At 67.1% G+C, this 18,081-nt stretch carries 16 protein-coding genes and 1 pseudogene; 6 read left to right on the forward strand and 11 right to left on the reverse strand.

The genetic code is table 11. The features are described from left to right. Together gltA and gltX are read right to left on the reverse strand one after the other, a co-directional pair. Nucleotides 1–238, reverse strand: a pseudogene (gene gltA, locus IT540_RS07525) (citrate (Si)-synthase); the annotation flags it as partial. Nucleotides 239–403: 165 nt separating this feature from the next. Further along, a complete protein-coding gene (gene gltX / locus IT540_RS07530; protein ID WP_291175308.1) occupies nt 404–1,948 on the reverse strand; it encodes a glutamate--tRNA ligase in 1,545 nt (514 codons plus the stop codon). Nucleotides 1,949–2,047: 99 nt separating this feature from the next. On the opposite strand from gltX, the gene IT540_RS07535 reads away from it, so the two are divergent. Next, nucleotides 2,048–4,234 carry a ComEC/Rec2 family competence protein gene (locus IT540_RS07535; RefSeq protein ID WP_291175312.1) on the forward strand — a complete coding sequence of 729 codons (2,187 nt, stop codon included), beginning with the start codon at nt 2,048–2,050 and terminating at the stop codon, nt 4,232–4,234. Between the two features lie 33 nt (nt 4,235–4,267). On the opposite strand, the gene IT540_RS07540 is transcribed toward IT540_RS07535, so the two are convergent. The 4 genes from IT540_RS07540 to IT540_RS07555 form a co-directional block, all read right to left on the reverse strand. Continuing rightward, on the reverse strand, nt 4,268–4,909 hold the full coding sequence (locus tag IT540_RS07540; protein WP_291175314.1) for a Pr6Pr family membrane protein: 642 nt from the start codon (nt 4,907–4,909) through the stop codon (nt 4,268–4,270). 101 nt (nt 4,910–5,010) lie between these two features. Beyond that, nucleotides 5,011–6,126, reverse strand: coding sequence for a class I SAM-dependent RNA methyltransferase (locus tag IT540_RS07545; protein WP_291175317.1), 1,116 nt, complete (start codon nt 6,124–6,126; stop codon nt 5,011–5,013). 663 nt (nt 6,127–6,789) lie between these two features. Further along, nucleotides 6,790–7,095: a hypothetical protein gene (locus IT540_RS07550; RefSeq protein ID WP_291175320.1), complete on the reverse strand. Its 306-nt coding sequence runs from the start codon at nt 7,093–7,095 to the stop codon at nt 6,790–6,792. A gap of 233 nt (nt 7,096–7,328) precedes the next feature. Next, complete coding sequence (locus tag IT540_RS07555; RefSeq protein ID WP_291175322.1) at nt 7,329–7,862, reverse strand: c-type cytochrome, methanol metabolism-related; 534 nt, start codon at nt 7,860–7,862, stop codon at nt 7,329–7,331. Between the two features lie 308 nt (nt 7,863–8,170). Here IT540_RS07555 and IT540_RS07560 point away from each other — a divergent pair, with 308 nt between their 5' ends. Beyond that, nucleotides 8,171–8,791, forward strand: a complete 621-nt coding sequence (locus tag IT540_RS07560; RefSeq protein ID WP_291175325.1) for a hypothetical protein — start codon at nt 8,171–8,173, stop codon at nt 8,789–8,791. Nucleotides 8,792–8,828: 37 nt separating this feature from the next. Here the strand turns inward: IT540_RS07560 and IT540_RS07565 are convergent, their stop codons facing one another. The 4 genes from IT540_RS07565 to IT540_RS07580 all read right to left on the reverse strand — a co-directional run bounded on the left by IT540_RS07565 (nt 8,829) and on the right by IT540_RS07580 (nt 12,961). Further along, nucleotides 8,829–9,539, reverse strand: a complete 711-nt coding sequence (locus IT540_RS07565; protein WP_291175329.1) for a glutathione S-transferase family protein — start codon at nt 9,537–9,539, stop codon at nt 8,829–8,831. A gap of 78 nt (nt 9,540–9,617) precedes the next feature. Continuing rightward, nucleotides 9,618–11,285: a cisplatin damage response ATP-dependent DNA ligase gene (locus tag IT540_RS07570; protein ID WP_291175332.1), complete on the reverse strand. Its 1,668-nt coding sequence runs from the start codon at nt 11,283–11,285 to the stop codon at nt 9,618–9,620. 271 nt (nt 11,286–11,556) lie between these two features. After that, entirely contained in the window at nt 11,557–12,570 is a 1,014-nt protein-coding gene (locus tag IT540_RS07575) for a ligase-associated DNA damage response exonuclease (RefSeq protein WP_291175333.1), read from the reverse strand. A 184-nt stretch (nt 12,571–12,754) separates the two neighbouring features. Beyond that, on the reverse strand, nt 12,755–12,961 hold the full coding sequence (locus IT540_RS07580) for a DUF465 domain-containing protein (RefSeq protein ID WP_291175334.1): 207 nt from the start codon (nt 12,959–12,961) through the stop codon (nt 12,755–12,757). A 266-nt stretch (nt 12,962–13,227) separates the two neighbouring features. Between IT540_RS07580 and IT540_RS07585 the strand changes: the two genes are divergently transcribed. Then, on the forward strand, nt 13,228–13,404 hold the full coding sequence (locus IT540_RS07585; RefSeq protein ID WP_291175335.1) for a DUF465 domain-containing protein: 177 nt from the start codon (nt 13,228–13,230) through the stop codon (nt 13,402–13,404). Between the two features lie 180 nt (nt 13,405–13,584). On the opposite strand, the gene IT540_RS07590 is transcribed toward IT540_RS07585, so the two are convergent. Then, nucleotides 13,585–15,213: an acyl-CoA synthetase gene (locus IT540_RS07590; RefSeq protein WP_291175336.1), complete on the reverse strand. Its 1,629-nt coding sequence runs from the start codon at nt 15,211–15,213 to the stop codon at nt 13,585–13,587. A gap of 213 nt (nt 15,214–15,426) precedes the next feature. Between IT540_RS07590 and IT540_RS07595 the strand changes: the two genes are divergently transcribed. The 3 genes from IT540_RS07595 to IT540_RS07605 all read left to right on the forward strand — a co-directional run bounded on the left by IT540_RS07595 (nt 15,427) and on the right by IT540_RS07605 (nt 18,036). Next, complete coding sequence (locus tag IT540_RS07595) at nt 15,427–15,549, forward strand: hypothetical protein (protein WP_291175338.1); 123 nt, start codon at nt 15,427–15,429, stop codon at nt 15,547–15,549. 361 nt (nt 15,550–15,910) lie between these two features. Next, nucleotides 15,911–16,168: a DUF4170 domain-containing protein gene (locus IT540_RS07600; RefSeq protein WP_291175340.1), complete on the forward strand. Its 258-nt coding sequence runs from the start codon at nt 15,911–15,913 to the stop codon at nt 16,166–16,168. 14 nt (nt 16,169–16,182) lie between these two features. Next, nucleotides 16,183–18,036, forward strand: coding sequence for an ABC transporter ATP-binding protein (locus tag IT540_RS07605; protein ID WP_291175342.1), 1,854 nt, complete (start codon nt 16,183–16,185; stop codon nt 18,034–18,036). The last annotated feature ends 45 nt before the right edge of the window (nt 18,037–18,081 follow it).

An 18,081-nucleotide genomic window follows, 5' to 3' on the forward strand; every position in this document is an offset into this window, starting at 1 on the left:
AGAGCAATTCGCCCTTGTCGCCGTCGATGAACGTGATCGCCGACGAGCAGTTGGCGGTCGAGGTGAACCCTGGATCGTAGGTGAAGCATCCCGTGTCACGGAACACGCTCCCGATGTCCATCACGTCCGGCCCGATAGTCCCGCGGCGCACGTCGAGCGGCACCGACTTGCCGTTGAGCTTGAGCTCGGCCTGCCGGGTCGCTGCCGCGCCGGGGGTTGAGCTGTCATGAATGCTCATGCCGCTTCTCCTTGGTTTGGGGTCGTCGGTGGTCTTTGCGCAGATGAACGTGAACGGGTGATGCACCGGAGCTGATGCTGCATTGCAGTATAACCAGTCGCCCCCGGTGCCGGAAAGACGATTCCGGCCGCGAATTTGATGGGCAATCGCCCAATTCTCGCGCTGTCAGCGCGCCTGATCGGTAAGCCGGGCGAGTGTCTCGTCGCGCCCGAGAACGCTCATGACATCGAACACCGGCGGCGAGACGGTCCGCCCGGTCAGGGCCGAGCGCAGCGGCTGTGCCACCTTGCCGAGCTTGGTCCCCGTCTCCTCCGCGTATCCGCGCACAAGTGCCTCGAGCGCGGATGGGTTCCACTCCTCCGCCGCTGCGAGACGCGGCACGATCGCCGTGAGAATGGCCCGGGCGTCAGCATCCATCAGCTTCGTGGCTTTGTCATCTAGACTTATGGGTCGCCCGGCAACGAGGAACAGCGCCTGGCTTATGAGCTCGGCCAGCGTCTTCGCGCGCTCCTTGAGCGAGGGCAGGGCGGCGCCGAGTGCGTCCCATCCCTTGGCCGCGAAGAGCCGCGCGAGATCCGCACCCGTCGCCGCGCCCGGAACCTGCGATGCGGCCTCGTGCGCGAGCGCCACGTCGGAGCGCGCCGGCGCCTTCGGATCGACGGCGAGCGCCCTGAGCGCTGCGAAGTCGAGGTGCGGCAGCATCGCCTGGATGGCAGCGAGCAGCTCGGCGTCGGGCGTCTGGCGCAGATAGTGGCCGTTGAGATCGTCGAGCTTCTTGAAGTCGAAGCGCGCCGCGCTCTTGTTGATGCCGTCGATGTCGAACCACTGCACGAGCTGCTCGGTCGACATGATTTCGTCATCGCCGTGGCTCCAGCCGAGCCGCACCAGGTAGTTCCGGAGCGCCGCCGGCAGGTAGCCCATGGCGCGGTACTCCTCGACGCCCTGCGCGCCGTGGCGCTTCGAGAGCTTGGCCCCGTCCGCCCCGTGGATCAGGGGCACGTGCGCCCACTCGGGCACGTCCCATCCCATGCCGCGGTAGATCTGCGTCTGCCGTGCGGCGTTGGTCAGGTGGTCCACGCCGCGGATCACGTGTGTGATGCCTATGTCGTGGTCGTCGACCACCACCGCGAGGTTATAGGTCGGGTTGCCGTCGCTGCGCAGGATGATGAGGTCGTCGAGCTCCTTGTTCTGGAACACGACGCGCCCCTGCACGTGATCCTCGACCACGGTCTCGCCCTCGCGCGGCGCCTTGAGGCGGACGGCGAACGGCGCGCCTTGTGGCGCCTCCGCGGGATCGCGCTCGCGCCACGGCGAGCGGATGGTGAGCGGCCGCTTCTCGGCCTCCGCTTGCTTGCGCATGGCATCGATCTCGGTCGGCGTCAGGTAGCAGCGGTAGGCGCCTCCCTGAGCGAGAAGCGCCTCCGCAACCTCCCGGTGGCGCGCCGCGCGCGAGAACTGCGAGACCGGCTCGCCGTCCCACTCGAGCCCGAGCCAGGTAAGTCCGTCGAGGATCGCGGCCACGGCTTCCGGGTTGTTGCGCTCCCGGTCCGTATCCTCGATGCGCAACAGGTACTTGCCCCCGCGGCCGCGCGCATAGAGCCAGTTGAAAAGCGCGGTGCGGGCGCCGCCGATGTGCAGGTATCCCGTGGGCGAAGGGGCGAAGCGCACGACGACGGGTGTGCCGCCCTCGCTCCGTTGCGTGTCCGTCATGGGTGATCAGGCTCATGTTCCGGTGGTTCGGCCCGCCATGTAGCATGGCCCGGCGCCACGAGGCCAGATCTCGGGCGATGCCGCTTTCGGGGGGAAGCCGTGGACGCACTGCGAGGCAGCGGACAGCGAGGCGGGTCGATCCAGGCCGCCCTGCGCGCCGTCGCCGCACGCGTTCTGGGGGGAGGGCTCACCCGGCACCTCGAGTTGGAGCGGTCCCGCTGGTTCCTTTGGCTGCCCGTGGCCTTCGGTGCCGGAATCGCGATCTATTTTTCCCTGCGGGCCGAGCCCGGCGCGTGGACGGCACTTGCCCTGCCTCTTGTCGCGCTCGGTCTCGTGGCCGCGAGCCGCCGGGCCGGGCTCGCCCGCCTCGCAGCCCTCGCACTGCTCGCGATGTGCCTCGGCTTTGCCGTGGCCAAGGCCCGTGCCGAGTGGACGCGGGCCCCTGTCCTCAGCCACGAGTTGCGTCGCGCCGACATCTCCGGCGTCGTGGAGCTGATCGAGCCGCGCCCCACGCGCGGCGAGCGCCTGACGATCCGCGTCACCGACATTGCCGGCCTGTCGCCGGACGCCCGACCGGCCAGGGTCCGGGTGCGCGTGATGACGAAGCGTGAGGGCCTGAAGCCTGGCGACGCGATCAGGATGCGTGCCACGTTGCGACCGCCGGCTATCCCGCCACTCCCCGGGGCCTACGATTTCTCACGCTGGGCCTGGTTCCAGGGCATCGGCGCCACAGGGTTCGCGGTGCAGGCACCCGACATCGTTGCGGTTGCGGACACCGCAAGCCTCTCCCAATCCCTACGCGCCGGCCTCGAACGCTTGCGGCAGGCCGTCGGCGATCGGGTGAGGGCCGCGGTGCCGGGCGAGACGGGCGCCATTGCCACCTCGCTGCTCACCGGCGAGCGCGGCGGCATCACCGACGCCACCAACGACGCATACCGCGACTCCGGCCTGGTGCACATCCTGTCGATCTCCGGCCTGCACATGGTCATCATGGCGGGCTCGGTATTTCTGGCCGTGCGCCTGGTGCTTGCGGCCTTTCCGGCCGTCGCGCTGCGACACGCCACGAAAAAGTGGGCCGCCGCGGCCGCGCTCGCCGGCGGCTTCGGCTACCTTCTGATTTCGGGAGGCTCGATCCCGACCATCCGCGCCTTCATCATGATCGCCATCATGTTCGTCGCGGTCATGCTCGACCGGCAGGCGCTCGCCATGCGCAACGTCGCCATCGCGGCCCTCGTGGTGCTCGTCGCGATGCCGGAAAGCCTGCTCGATGCCGGCTTCCAGATGTCGTTCGCGGCTGTCGTCTGTTTGATCGCGGCCTATGAGGCCATACGCGACGGTGCCGGCGAGCGCGACCGCAGTGGCTGGCTCAGGACAGTGCTCTTCTTCTTCGGCGGCATCCTGGGATCGACCATCATCGCCAGCCTCGCCGTGACGCCGTTCGGCCTCTTTCATTTCCAGCGCAGCCAGCAGTACGCGCTGCTCGCCAACCTGATCGCCATTCCGATCTGCAACCTGGTGGTGATGCCAGGCGCGCTCTTGACGCTCGTGCTCATGCCGCTCGGGCTCGAGGCCTTACCGCTCAAGCTGATGGCCTTCGGCATCGACGCCATGACAGCCACCGCCTATTGGGTCGCGAGCCTGCCCGGTGCCGTCGCCTACATTCCGGAGATTCCCCAGACGAGCTTCGCGCTCATGGTGGCGGGCGGCCTCTGGCTCACGCTGTGGCAGACGCGCTGGCGCGCTCTGGGGCTCGCCGCCATCGGCGGCGGCATCCTGCTCGCGGGTGGGGGCGCGCGCCCCGACATCCTTGCCGGCCGCGGCGGCGAGCTCGTCGCCGTGCGCGGTACCGACGGTCGTCTGGCTGCTCGCGGCACGCGTGGCGGCAGCTTCGAGCTCACCCGCTGGCTCGGCAGCGACGGCGACGGCCGCGCCGCCCGCGACGTCTTGCGCAGCCGCGCCTTCCGTTGCGACGGCACGGGCTGCACGGCCACCGTGAAAGGCTTCCGCGTCGCCATCGCGCGCCATCCGTCGGCCATTGTGGAGGACTGCGTCAAATCCGAGATCGTGATCACCGAGACGCGTCCGCCGCGTGGCTGTATCGCGCCGTTGATCGTCATCGACCGGTGGGCGCTCAGGCGCGAGGGCACGCACACGCTCTATCTCGAAGCGGGCGAAGGCAATAGCCCAGGCCGCATCGCCCGCATCGAGACAGTCGAGAACCGACGCGGGCTGCGCCCCTGGACGCAGCGGCCGGATGCAACGCGCCGCGAACGCCATGCTGAATGAAGGTTGCGGCCGCGCTACCTGCTCGTGAGGGCTTCAGACGGTCTCCGCCCGTGCGCCGGTCAGCAGTCCGAGCACGCGGCCGACCGCGATCAGCACGAGACATAGCACCAGGAACGCGGCCGTCATGCCGCCCGCGTTCACCAGCACCTTGTCCAGCCCGAGTTGGGTAACGTCCACGAACGGGTAAGGATAGAACCCGCTCCACGAGCCGTGCCATAGTGTCCAGCCCATGTAGATCAGAGGGTAGGCGAGTGCCGCGAGCGCGGCCCGCCACGGCACGCTGTGCTTCGGCACGAACAGGAGCCAGTCGACGACGAACAGCACCGGCGTCACGTAGTGCAGGCTCATGTCGGCAATCCATTGCCACCCTTGCGGATCCCAGAGGTCACGCAGAACGAGGTGGTAGATCACGCCGACGACGATGATGTAGGTGGCGATCGCCGTACGCACCGCCGGGCGATCGAAGAAGCCGCCGATGGACGAGCCCGGGGCGAGCAGCGGCGCAGTCATCGCCAGTGCGGCGAGGATGTTGGTCAGGATGGTGAAGTAGCTGAAGAAATTTATGGTCCGGTTGACCGGATCGGGCCCGATGTCGCCGGAGATAACCAGCCAGTATTGCAGTGCAACCGCAAACCAGCCGAGCGCCGCCGCAAACGCGCGCAGAACGGTGACCATGTTTCCCCCTTGGCCGATGCGAGCCCGGCCGTCTTCCACCCAATGTTACGCGAAGGTTAGCAAACGGCGAAGATTTGGTCGATGCATCGGCCGCAGAAGCGTCACGCCAGCGGGTGTGTCTGAAACAGCGTGATGCGCAACCCGCCGTGGGCGACGGGCGCGGACGGCGCCAGGAAGGGCAGCCGCGTGGCGTTGGCGAGCGCGGCGTCGCTCGTCACGAGTCCGACGCGCCAGCCCGCGAATTTGCTCATCAGGGTCTGCCCCAGCGCGCGATAGAGGGCCTGCAGCTTTTTCCTGTCCCCAAGTCGCGCGCCGTAGGGCGGATTGACGATCACGAGCCCGGGAGGGCCGTCGGGTGGTGCGAGCGCGCTCGCCGCGCACTGTTGAACCACCGTGAGGTGGGCGACGCCCGCACGCTCGGCGTTGGCGCGGCTCATGGCAACCGCATTTGGATCGCGGTCGCTGCCGAAGAAGCGTACGGCTGGCGTCCTTATAGTCTGTGCGTCACGGAGCTCCTGCCAGGCCTCGGCGTCGAACGTTGCGAGGCGTTCGAAGGCGAACGACCGGGCACGCCCCGGCGGGAGACCAGCCGCGATCTCGGCCGCCTCGATGACGAACGTGCCCGAGCCGCACATCGGGTCAACGACAGGCTCGGTGCCGTCGTAGCCGCACTGGCGCAGGAAAAGCGCAGCGAGGTTCTCGCGCAGAGGCGCCTTGGCGACGGCGACCTTGAAGCCGCGCTTGTGCAGCAGCGCGCCCGACGTGTCGATGCTGAGCGTGCAGATGTCCTTCTCGAAGCGCGCCGCGACCGAGAGCGCGGCATCGGCGGACACGGGTACGCCCGCGACGTCATGGATCGCCTTGCCGACGCGCTCGGCGACCGCGCCCGTGTGATAGATGCGCGAGCGCGTGCACGCCGCTTCGACGCGCACCGGCTCGTCGCGTCGTAGCATGGCGAGCCAGGGCAGCTGGCGGGCTCGCGCCTCGATCTGCGAGAGGTGCGTCGCACGGAAACTCCCTAGGCGCGCCAGGATGCGGCTTGCTCCCCGGATCACGAGATTGGCGCGCCAGACGTCGTGCCAGCGGCCTTCGATCCTGACGCCGCCGGGGACGGCCCGCGGGGCACGGAACCCATGGGCCTTGACCTCCTCGCAGAGGATGCCCTCGAGACCGGGAGCAGTGGCCAGGAAGATCTCGAAATCGCCGTTCGCTTTCATCGCGCCTCAATACCGGGACGCCCGCCTGTCCGCGATGCCTTTTCGCGCTGCCGCGAGGCTCTGGGCGCACCGATACCGTAGGGGCCCCGAACGGCCTTGACAGAGAGGGCATCAGGACCGACTCTCCTAAACAGATGGCTGTCGCTGCCGACGTCAGTTCAGAGTGGGGTTCCGCAACCCCGTCCGTTTTGGCCCGCAGCACCCCCCGGTTGTGAGGACGGCCGTCTTTCCGTGGTCCGGGCGCAGGCGTCTGATCAGCGCGATGCGTCACGGCCACGGGTTTTGGATCAACAGCGAATGGAGGAAGGATGACGCCGCCTGGTCGTGCACTCGGACCCCGCGCTGAAGCGAGGTCCAGGCTTGGATAGCGGATGCTGCTTGAGCTCAAGCGCCGCGTATCCGGGCCCTTCCAGACATAGCACTGTCGACCTTCATGCGAGGGCGGAGAGCCGGTCAAGATCTGGACCGGAAAGCCAGAGCCTCGCCTCATAAGCCCGGCTCAGCTGGGCAGGTTACCGAAGACAAGGAGCCCCGATCGGCCGAGAGCGCGACGGGGCTCGACTTTTTTTGGGCACCGGCGCGAGAAGGGGCCGGGCGCGTGGCGTGCGGCTGCCCGGCCCCGAAGCCGCGTGGGGGGAGGACGCGGCTGTAGGGAATGAACGGCTATTGCGTGGCGGAGCCCTCGACGACAGTGGCGCCGTTCAGCTTCGCGTCCTTGAACGTCAGCTTGTCGCCGGCGTTGGCCATCCACGAGAAGCCCCAGGGACCTGTCAGGCCGCAGCCGTTCTTGCATTTGGCCGAGAAGTCGCCGGACTTGCCGGCCGCAACGGACTCGACGTGCTCGACTTCGCCTTCGTCGATACCGAATTTCAGCTCCGCCGCGTCCTGGTTCTCGATGGTGAGCGCCGCAGCGGGCGTCGCGAGCAGCACGGCGGCCACGGCAAGCTTCGAGGCTTTGATGAAGGTCATGCGTCCTCTCCTACAAGTTTCTTTTGCGATTCCCGCATGCCGCAGGCACGCGATTGCCCCACATCTAGGAGAGGCGACCCAGCCGGGCATTTCGGTCGGTTGCGTAAGGGAGGACCATTACGCAAACGCACTGGTTGAAGATCAAGAAAATCAGCAGATATGAATGAGTTACGCTGACATCCGCCCCTTAAGGTTTTTCTCCGACGGAGCGATGCGTGGAGGATGCCGGTCCGTCACGGTCCCATGCAGTCGTTCTCGTTCTGCGTGGCGGTTTTCGGTTTGTCCTCGTGTGAGGCCGGACGGCCGGAACCCTGGGCGCCGTCGGCACGGGCGCGCAGGTACACGTAGATGTCATCCAGGTAGCACATGACATTTTTGTTATCGCCGAACCCCGGCATGACGAGACTTTGCGCCGTGTTGACGTCCTGCTTGCCGTTGACGACGACCTTCTGGAAGTCGGTGTAGGCAAGCGTCTTCAAGGACTGCGTGAGGTCCGGGGCGAAGCTGGAACCCGAGCCGTCGAAGCCATGGCAGACCTCGCAGGAGCCGTTGAAGCGGCGGTAGCCTGAGAACGTGTACCAGTCGACGCGGTCGTTGGGCGCGATCTTGTAGGTGGGATTGCCGTCTGCGTCGAAATACTTGCCGTTGTCGGAGGAGACGGCTTTCGGGTCGCCAGCCGCTTGCGCGACAGGCCCGGGATCGGGCGCGGCCGACGCTGAGATGCTGGCCACGCCCAGAGCAAGGACGGCGAGCAGGAGCTTGCGCATGGGCGATATCCTTCGCAGGCGACGCACGCGGAAAATCATGTTTCCGCTGAGCGCTTTCCTTGGACATATGTGTCACGCGTCACCCCGCAAGCGGGCTTACGGATAAGTAAACGCCATGGCCAATGGCCGACTGGGGCGCTAACCTCCGTCCGACGTCCCACGGCTTTCTGAACGGCATATGAACCTTCCGCTCAAGGGCGGTTCAGCGAGACTGTGGCACATCCGCGGCGGGAGCCTTCATACCCATGAAGCGAGCCGCGACCAGGATGATGACGTCCGAGGCAATCACATTCGAGGGAACGACAGCGATGACAGACCGAACGTTGGGCGATGATCAGCACACCGGCCCTACGGGCCGCGTCGTTTCGCTTCTCAAGACGGCCGCCCTGGTGGTGACGATCGTGGGCGCCGTTCCGACGGCCATCACCGCCTACCATGCCTGGCAGTACAAGGTTCCGTTCAGCCAGGTGTCGCACCGGCTCGCGCAGTACGAGATCTGGGAGCGCAACATCGACTGCAAGATCGAGTACAAGGCGCTCTCCACCGCCGAGGGCACGAAGATCGACGCGGGAGCCTGCGATGAGACCGGCGACATCTCGCTCAAGGTCTCGACGGACGACGGCAAGGCCACCTACGAGTGGATCGCCTACAACCAGCTTCAGAAGCCCGGCGAGGCTCCGCCGCCGGCCGGCTTGATCGATCTTCTGATCGGCGCTGCGCAGGCTCAGGACGCGCAGCCGGGCAAGGGCAACATCCGCCTTGCCCAGGGCCTGGAGGTCGTGTGCCAGTCGCTCGTCAGCAAGACGCAGCTCGTGCGCGTCGTGCGCGAGGACGGAAAGTGTTTCCGCGAGATCATGTCTCCGGTGCGCGGCACGGTGGACAAGCGCGAGGAAGTGCCGTGCGAGACCAAGTGCACGGCAGCGGGCTAAGGGCCTCTTTGGACGCAGCGCCCTCTCCCCGCGGTAGTCACGCGGCGGCGAGGTCTGGATACCAGAGCGCAAGGCCGCGGTCGCGGTAGGCCGTGAGGTTTGCGTAGCGCTCGGCGGCCGTGCGGATGGGCGTCTCGAAGTGCGGGCAGAGCAGGCCCGTCAACATCGCCCACACCGAGGCGTCCGCGCCGCAGGGCGCGTCCCCCATCAGCCACGGCCTGTCGCCGATCTGCGTCGAGATCGCATCCAGCGCCCGCACTGTCAGGCGCTTGATCTCGTCCTTCGTATGGCGGCCGAAACCCTGTCCGCGCAGGTCACGCGCCACGCTGCGCCTGATGACCGGCACGATGACGGCACGCAGCGGCGCGGGCACCGCCTCGAAAAACGCGCGTGGTCCTTTGTCGAAATTCGCCTTGTCGGTCCAGCGCGCGTCCAGGAGCGCCCAATAGACTTGGTCCTCGGCCATCTTCTCGAAAGCCCAGGCGCCCGCTTTCTCCCTCGCGCCGAGGTTCTTGTCGAAATCAACGCCGTGCTTCTCCTCGAGATGGAAGCGCAGGAACGTCGTGTCGCTGAAGCGGTGGCCGTCATCGTCGAAATAGGGGATCTTGCGCTTTGGTGCCTTGCCGAAGTCTGCTTGCGCGGTCCGGTACGGAACCCCCGACATCTTGAGCAGCACGTCGGCCTTGGTGCAGAACGGGCTCGCGTCCGGCAGACCGAACTTGGGGCCGGCAAGGTAGAGCGTGATCATTGAGTTCTCCCTGGCTCGCTCAAGGCGCTGTAGCTGCCGATTGTGTCGCCGGTGCGTAGCTGCGCACGCTGGCCGTCCTCAATCGGAAAGGCTCTTGGAGCGCCGCGCGCCTGCGTCCTCTGCCTGCGCGCCCATGAGCGCCCGCGCGGCGTCGATGGTGTCGGCTTCCCCGGGCGGCTTGTCCCAGCGGATGCGGTGGATGCGCGGAAACCGCATGGCGAGCCCCGACTTGTGGCGCGAGGAGGGGAAGATGGCGTCGAAGGCCACCTCCAGCACGAGCCGCGGCTCGACTGCGCGCACCGGCCCGAACTGCTCGACCGTGTGCGTGCGCACGAAGCGGTCGATCTCGAGCAACTCGGCGTCGGTCATGCCCGAGTATGCCTTGCCGACCGGCACCAGCTCGTGGCCGGGATAGATGTCGCCGCGAGGCGGCCCCTCGAGCGTCGGCTCGGCGATCTCGCGCCAGACACCGAAGGTGTAGTCCGAGTAGTACGACGACCGCTTGCCGGAGCCGCGCTGTGCGTACATCAGTACGCAATCGAGCGTCAGCGCCGCGCGCTTCCACTTGAACCAGTGTCCGCGCGGGCGACCCGACAGATAAGGGCTGGTCCAGCGCTTGAGCATCAGGCCCTCGATGCCGTCCTGCCGCGCACCCGTCCATAGCGCGTCGAGCTCCTCGCGGGTGGAGAAGGGGACGAGCGGGCTCACGTCGGTGAGCGGCGGCGCATGCGCCGCATGCCAGGTTTCGAGGCGGTCCCGCCGCTCGCGGAACGAAAGCGCGCGCAGGTCGTCTCCGCTGGCGATCAGCAGGTCGTAGAGGCGCACGTGCGCGGGGTGCTCCTTGAGCATGCGGCCGGTGACAACCTTGCGGTTGAGCCGCTGCTGCAGGTCGTTGAACGGCGCCACGAGGCCGCGCCGCGCCACCAGCAGCTCGCCGTCGAGCAGCACGTCGTAGCCCTCAAAGGCCGCGACGATGTCGGGGAACGTGCGCGAGATGTCGTCGCCGGTGCGCGAGAAGATGCGCACGTGCTCGCCGTGGGCCGCGACCTGCACGCGGATGCCGTCCCACTTCCATTCCGCCGCGAACTCCTCCGGCACGAAGCCGGCCCAATCCGGCTCCTCGATGGCATGGGCGAGCATCAGGGGCCGGAACACCGGCTTGCCGCCGGCGTCGGGACGCGGCCCTTCGCCTTCGAGCCATTGGAACAGGTCAGTGTAGGGCGGCGTCAGCGCGTGCCAGATCTCCTCGATGTCGGCCACGTCGTTGCCGCTCATCTCTGCGAGCGCCGTCTTTGCGAGGCGCGCCGAGACGCCGACGCGCGGCGCACCGCCGACGAGCTTCAACAGCGCCCAGCGCCCGCGCACGTCGAGGCGGTCGAGCAGATGGCCGAGGATCGCCGCGACCTCCGAGGGCTCGGCGGTGGCGAGCGCCGCGACGGTCTCCGCAAGACGCGGCGCGGGCTCGCGCAGCTCCGGCTCCGGCCACATGAGCGCCACCGTCTCGGCCGTGTCGCCCACGTAGTCGCGCGATAGGGCATAGAGCACGGGATCGACGCGCGTCTCGAGCAACGTCGCGAGGCTGCGCCGCAGTGGCAGGCGCGGGAACAGCCCGTCGGTGAGGGCCGCCAGCGCGAAGCCGCGGTCGGGGTCCGGCGCCGACCGGAAATAGTCGGTGAGCAGCGAGAGCTTGCCCTTCCGCGACGGCGTCGTGGTCAGCGTATCGAGCAGGAGGGCGAACGGCTCCATTACGCGCCTCCCCCCGCGTGCAGTCTTGGTGCATGTCGCGCATGCGCCAGGGTGCATGCCTCCGACGTCGAGCAAGTGGAACCTTGCGTGGATCCCGGCCTTCGCCGGGATGACGTCTGTCGTGTGTCCGCCGCCTGCCTCCTCTCGATGTCATCCCGACGCAGGTCGGGACCCACGTCAGCTTTCACCGATCCAACGCTGGCAGGATCCAGGCATGACAGCGCAGCCCCGCATCGGCGAACCGCGGACCGGAATATGCCACGGTGGCCCATCACTCTCCCTCGTCCTCAAAGCCGACAAGCGCCAGAGCGCGCGCCTTGAGGCCGCGCCGCGACAGCTCGTAGACGAGGGCGTCGTCGCGGCCGTGCGTGACCCACACGTCCTCGGCGCCGGTCTCGAGTACGGTGGCGATCAGCTCCGGCCAGTCGGCGTGATCGGAGATGACCAGCGGCAGCTCAACGCCGCTCTGGCGGACGCGGCCCTTGATGCGCATCCATCCCGATGCGAACGCCGTCACCGGATCGGGAAAGCGGCGCGACCAGCGGTCGTCGACGGCCGCGGGAGGGCAGAGGACGAGCGCGCCCGCCAGCTCCGCGGGCTTCACGTCCGGCACCGGGCGGATGTCGCCGAGATCGACGCCGAGACGCTGGTAGAGCTCGCTCATGGCGAGATGCGCGCCGTGCAGGTAGATCGGCGCGTCGTAGCCGGCATCGCGCGCCAGCCGGATCACGCGCTGGCACTTGCCGAGGCCATAGGCGCCGACGAGATGCGCGCGCTCCGGATTGCGCCGCAGCGAAGCGAGCAGACGGCCGACCTCGCGCACGGCGAGCTCGTGGCGGAAGACCGGAAGCGCGAACGTCGCCTCGGTCACGAACACGTCGCAGGCGATGGGCTCGAACGCATCGCAGGTCGGATCGGCGCTGCGCTTGTAGTCGCCCGAGACGACGGCGCGCTGCCCGTTCCAGTCGAGCACCACCTGCGCCGAGCCCAGGATGTGGCCCGCCGGAACGAGCCGCACCGACACGCCATTGATCGAGAGCGCGTGTCTGCCCGCAGTGGATTCGTAGCGACCCGCGCCATCCTCGCCCAGGCGCAGCTTCATTACTTCGATCGTCTCGGGCGTCGCCAGCACGGCGCCGTGCCCCGGGCGCGCATGATCGCTGTGCCCATGCGTGATGATGGCCCGATCGACCGCACGCGCGGGATCGATGTAGACGCCGGCGGGCTCGCAGTAGAGGCCGCGCTCGGTGGGGTAGAGCCACTGGTCCAGTCCGGCTGCAGTCATCGTGTTCTTGATCGTTGAGAAGTTCACGTCTCGTCGCAGCGCCTGCTTGGCGCGCAATCAGGCATCGTCGACGCATATATGGGGTGCGCTCGCGTGCATGGGAACGCGGATATCCCGCGCCGGTTCGAGGTCCGGCGTCACAGGTGGAGCGGGTCGTCTCGTGGGCCTCGGGCCCCCGCCGCGATCAGGCGATGATGTCGGGCAGAAGCTGGTCCTCGATCTTCGTGATCTGGTCCTTGAGGGCGAGCTTCTTCTTCTTCAATCGGCGGATCAGGAGCTGATCGGCGGCCCCGGCCGTTTCGAGCGCCAGGATCTCGTCGTCCAGCAGGCGGTGCTCGGAGCGCAGCTTAACCAATGCCTCCCGAAGCTCCCTGTCGTTCTGCCGCTGCATGTCGCTCTCTTCGAAAGCCGGCCGGCCGCCGTGTTTACGTAAATGCAGGCGGGCCTGAGCCGGCGGGACTATCGTCTCATTTTCTGCGGCGTGCAAGCAAGTCGCCGCGCGGCCGCGATAAAGTTCTTGAGTAAACTGATGCTTAGCTGGCCGTTAAGGCTGCGCGGCGGCTTAAACTCTTGTTTGTCACGCCGCCGGCCACGATGGACAGTTCGTGGCAAATCTGTAACAATGCTCCTGTCTTCAACTCTGAAAAGGAGGTCAGGATGGCGCTATCGGCTCATCTTCAGGAACTCTCAGAGAAGCACCGGCAACTCGAGCGTCGGATTGAAGAGGAGACGGCAAGACCCGGTTCGGACGATCTAGCGATCCGCCGGCTCAAACAAGAAAAACTGAAGCTCAAGGACGAAATCTTCAAGCTGGAAACCGCCACACGGCACTGACGCCCACCGCGGAGCTGCGAGCGCAGTTGCCCCGGGCACCTGCCATCGCAGCGCTGATGGGCGTCGCCGGCGACCAATCCCCCAACATCACACATCCAAAAGGCGCGAGGCTGCCAGGGCGGTCTCGCGTTCGTGTTCTTGATCCCGCAGCGCAGCGCGGCGAAGCCGCCTTTCGCAGCTCTACGCGTCCTTGGCCATCTCGCGCAGCTTGAATTTCTGGATCTTGCCGGTCGAGGTCTTCGGCACCTCGACGAACACTACGCGCCGCGGCGCCTTGAAGTGGGCGAGCCGCTCGCGGCACCAGGCGATGATCTCCTCCTCGGTCGCCGTCGCACCGGGCTTGAGTTCCACGAAGGCGCAGGGGGTCTCGCCCCATTTCTCGTCGGGCTTGGCAACCACGGCGCAGACGACGACGGCCGGGTGCTTGTAGAGCACGTCCTCGACCTCGATCGATGAGATGTTCTCGCCGCCGGAGATGATGACGTCCTTGGAGCGGTCCTTGAGCTGGATGTAGCCGTCCGGGTGCAGCACGCCAAGATCGCCCGAGTGGAACCAGCCGCCGGAGAACGCCTCGGCCGTCGCCTCGGGGTTCTTGAGATAGCCCTTCATGACGATGTTGCCGCGGAACATGACCTCGCCGAGCGTCTCGCCGTCGGCCGGAACCTCGGTCATCGTGACCGGATCCATCACCGTTAGCCCCTCGAGCGCCGGATAGCGCACGCCCTGGCGCGCCCGCTTGGCATCCTTCTCGGGCTTGGGCAGCGCATCCCAGGAGCTGTGCCATTCGTTGAGCGTGGCAGGCCCGTAGGTTTCGGTGAGGCCGTAGAGATGCGTCAACGCGAAGCCTGCCTCATTCATGCGCGCCATCACCTCCTCGGGCGGCGGCGCGGCGGCGTGGTTGAACGCCACGCGGTGCGTGATCTCGCGGCGTTCCTCGGGCTTGGCGTTGAGCAGCGTCGCCATCACGATCGGTGCGCCGGAGAGGTGCGTGACCTTGTGGTCGACGATGGCGTCGTACATGGCCTTGGCGCGCACCCAGCGCAGGCAGACGTGCGTGCCGGCGACCACCGACAGCGACCAAGGGAAGCACCAGCCGTTGCAGTGGAACATCGGCAGCGTCCACAGGTAGACGGGGTGGCGCGCCATGCCCGTGGCAATGGTGTTCGCGTAGCACATGAGGCCGGCGCCGCGGTGGTGGTAGACCACGCCCTTGGGATTGCCGGTCGTGCCGGACGTGTAGTTGAGGCTGATGGCCTCCCATTCGTCCTCGGGCATGCGCCAGGCGAAGTCGGGATCGCCCGCAGGCAGGAACGCCTCGTAGTCGAGATCCGACAGTGGCGGCCCGAGGTCCGGGAACTCCTTATCGTGATAGTCGATGATCAGCGGGGCCGCTTTGGCGAGCTTGAGCGCCTCTCCCATTAGCCCCGAGAACTCGCGGTCGCTGATCAGCACCTTCGATCCCGCATGGTCGAGCTGAAAGGCGAGGATCGGCGCGTCGAGGCGCGTGTTCAGGCAATGCAGCACGGCGCCGGTCATCGGCACGGCGAAGTGCGCTTCGAGCATGGCAGGCGTGTTGGAGAGCATGACCGAGACCGTGTCGCCGGGCCCGATGCCCCGCGCCGCGAGCGCCGAGGCGAGCTGGCGCGCGCGGGCATAGAACTGCCCGTAGGACGTGCGCTGCGCGCCGTGGATGATGGCCGTGTGCTCCGGGTAGACCTTCGCCGCTCGCTCGAGCAGGCCGATGGGCGTCAGCGGCTGGTAGTTCGCCGGGTTCTTGTCGAGGCCGACGGAATAGGGGTTCTGGCTCATACGAGGGCTGTTCTGCTCTTGCTTGGTCGCGTGTCGGACGTTCCCCGCCCAACGCTAGCGAAGGTGACACCTGGCGGCAATGTCTTATCCGCTGGCCCGCGGCGGGCTGCCTCGAACAGGACCGCCTTGCCAACACTTTGGGCAAAAATAGCGGGGTAAATATCGAGGGCAGCCGCGCGTTCAGGCTTTGAAATGCCTGCGGCGCTCTGTACCATGAGCGCGTGTCGTCAGGTCCTCTTTGCAAGGGAGACGGAAATGACGGAACCCAAATTCGAGACCATCGCCTTGTGGATCGTGGCGGTGCTGGTGCTGATGGCGCCCTGGGCGCTGCTCTGAGCAGCCCCTCTTTGGCGACCGCCTGAGAACCGGCCGGAAAATGGGCGTCGGCGCGGAAGGCTGTCCTCGCCCGCGCCGATCCCTTTTTCAATCCCTGCCAACTTCTGAGCTGCCGTCTTGCGCGGCCATGTCCCGACAGTGCCACAGCAAGTTGGAGATCCTCTTAAGAAGACTGCTTAATAACTGGTGAGCGCGGCTGAAAGGCAATCCGTGCGCGAATCCCGACGGATTTCCGGGATCGGCGCAAGAAAAGCGGTGGGACCGCAGCAGAGCGTCGCCTTGAACCCGAGCCGGGGATAGGGCAGGAAATAGCTTGATGAGGCGCCGCCGTCGGGAGCGCGGCGATGAGAGGATCCCAGGCATGAGCGAGCACGAGACGTCCCCCGGGCAGCTTCTTCACCTTGTGTTTGGCGGCGAGCTTCGCGATCTGGACGGCATCGAGTTCCGGGACCTCGGCAACCTCGACATCGTCGGGATCTATCCCAACTATGCCGAGGCCCTGGTGGCCTGGAAGGCGGCCGCGCAGAAGAGCGTCGACAACGCGGCGGTGCGCTACTTCATCGTCCATATGCACCGCTTGCTGGAGCCGGAAGGCTCGGGCACCAAGGTGCGCGCGTAGGACCGCACGAGACGATGACGACCGCGAGCAAGAACGACGAAAGCCCGGAAGCGAGTCGCCGCCCGGCGAAGTCGCGGACGCTCGCCCTCGACGCGCACTCCCGCAAGCTGCTGTCGCGCTTTATCGCCGACTGGATCCGCCCGCGCTGGCGTGAGCTCCTGATCGCCCTCGCGCTGACCGGCGGGCTGGCATTGGCCACCGGCGCCTATCCGATGGTGATCAAGTTCTCCTTCGACAACCTGCTCGAAGGAGATGTCTCGTGGCTCCCCTGGGTGCTGGCGGCCATCGTCTCCATCACGCTCGCGCGCAGCGCGCTGCTCTACCTGCAGACGGTCGCCACCCAGCGCATCGGGCTCAGGCTCGCGACCGACATGCAGAGCGTCACCTTCCGCCACCTGATGAACGCCGACTACGCGCGCCTCACGCGCGATACGCCCGGCCGCATGATGTCGAAGCTCACCAACGACATCCAGTTCATTCAGCAGGCGACGCTCGCCTCCATGAACTCCATCATGCGCGACTCCCTCTCGGTCATCGCGCTCGTCGGCTCGATGTTCTATCTCGACTGGATGATCTCGCTCGTGGTGCTCGTGGTCTACCCGTTCGCCGTGGTGCCGATCGCCACCATCGCCCGCCGCGTCCGGCGCAACTCGACGCGCACGCAGGCCGAGCTCGGCGGCATGACCTCGCTGCTCGCCGAAAAGCTCGGCGCCACACGCCTGATCAAGACCTTCCGCCTCGAGGAGTATGCCGCGGGGCGCATGAACCGCAGCTTCGAGGAGGTCTACCGCCTGAAGCTCAAGGGCGTCTCCGTCAAGGCGCGGCTGGAATCGCTGCTTGAGGCGCTGGGCGGCGCGGCCGTCGCCGGCGTCATCTGGGTCGCCTACTGGCGCATCTCCAGCGGCGCCTCGACCGTCGGCGACTTCATGGGCCTTACCGCGGCACTGCTGATGGCCGCGCAGCCGCTGAAGGCGGTCGGCGGCCTGATGGCGCGTATCCAGGAGGGACTGGCTGCGATCGAGAGCATCTACGGCGTCCTCGACGAGAAGCCGACCAACAAGGACCTGCCCGGAGCCAAGCCGCTCGTAATCGGAAAAGGGGCCGTGAGCTTCGACCACGTCGATTTCCACTACGGCGACGAGTCCATACCGGCCATCACGAATTTCACTCTCGAGGTCCAAGGAGGGCACACGGTGGCGCTGGTCGGGCGGTCCGGCGCCGGCAAGTCGACCATCGTCAACCTCGTGCCGCGGCTGTTCGACGTCACGGGCGGCGCCATCCGCATTGACGGCCAGGATATCCGCGAGGTCACGCTGGCGTCGCTGCGTTCCTCGATCGCCCTTGTCAGCCAGGACGTGACGCTATTCGACGACACCATTCGCACCAACATCGCCTTGGGCAAGCTCGACGCCACCGACGACGAGATCGTCGCGGCGGCCAAGGCGGCGGCCGCCCATGAGTTTATCCTCGGCCAGCCGCAAGGCTATGCAACCGTCATCGGCGACCGCGGTGTACGCCTCTCCGGCGGCCAGCGCCAGCGCCTCGCGCTCGCGGCCGCGATCCTGAAGAATGCGCCGATCCTGCTTCTCGACGAGGCCACGAGCGCCCTCGACACGCAGTCGGAGCGGCTGGTGCAGGAGGCGCTGGCGACATTCACACAGGGGCGCACGACCATCGTCATCGCACACCGCCTCTCGACCGTGCAGAACGCGGACCTGATCTGCGTCATGGAGGCCGGCACGCTGGTGGAAGCCGGCACGCACGCCGAGCTCATCGCGCGCGGCGGAGCCTACACGCGCCTCGTGCGCGCCCAGCTCCTGTCCGACGCCGATGCTGACGCCCCGCCCGCCGGCGTGCCCCTTAACTGAGCGCGGCGCCTGCCGGCAACGTGTCCAGACACGTCTGAAGGAAAA

The sequence above is a fragment of the Hyphomicrobium sp. genome (genome assembly GCF_020852195.1).
Lineage (GTDB): Bacteria > Pseudomonadota > Alphaproteobacteria > Rhizobiales > Hyphomicrobiaceae > Hyphomicrobium_C.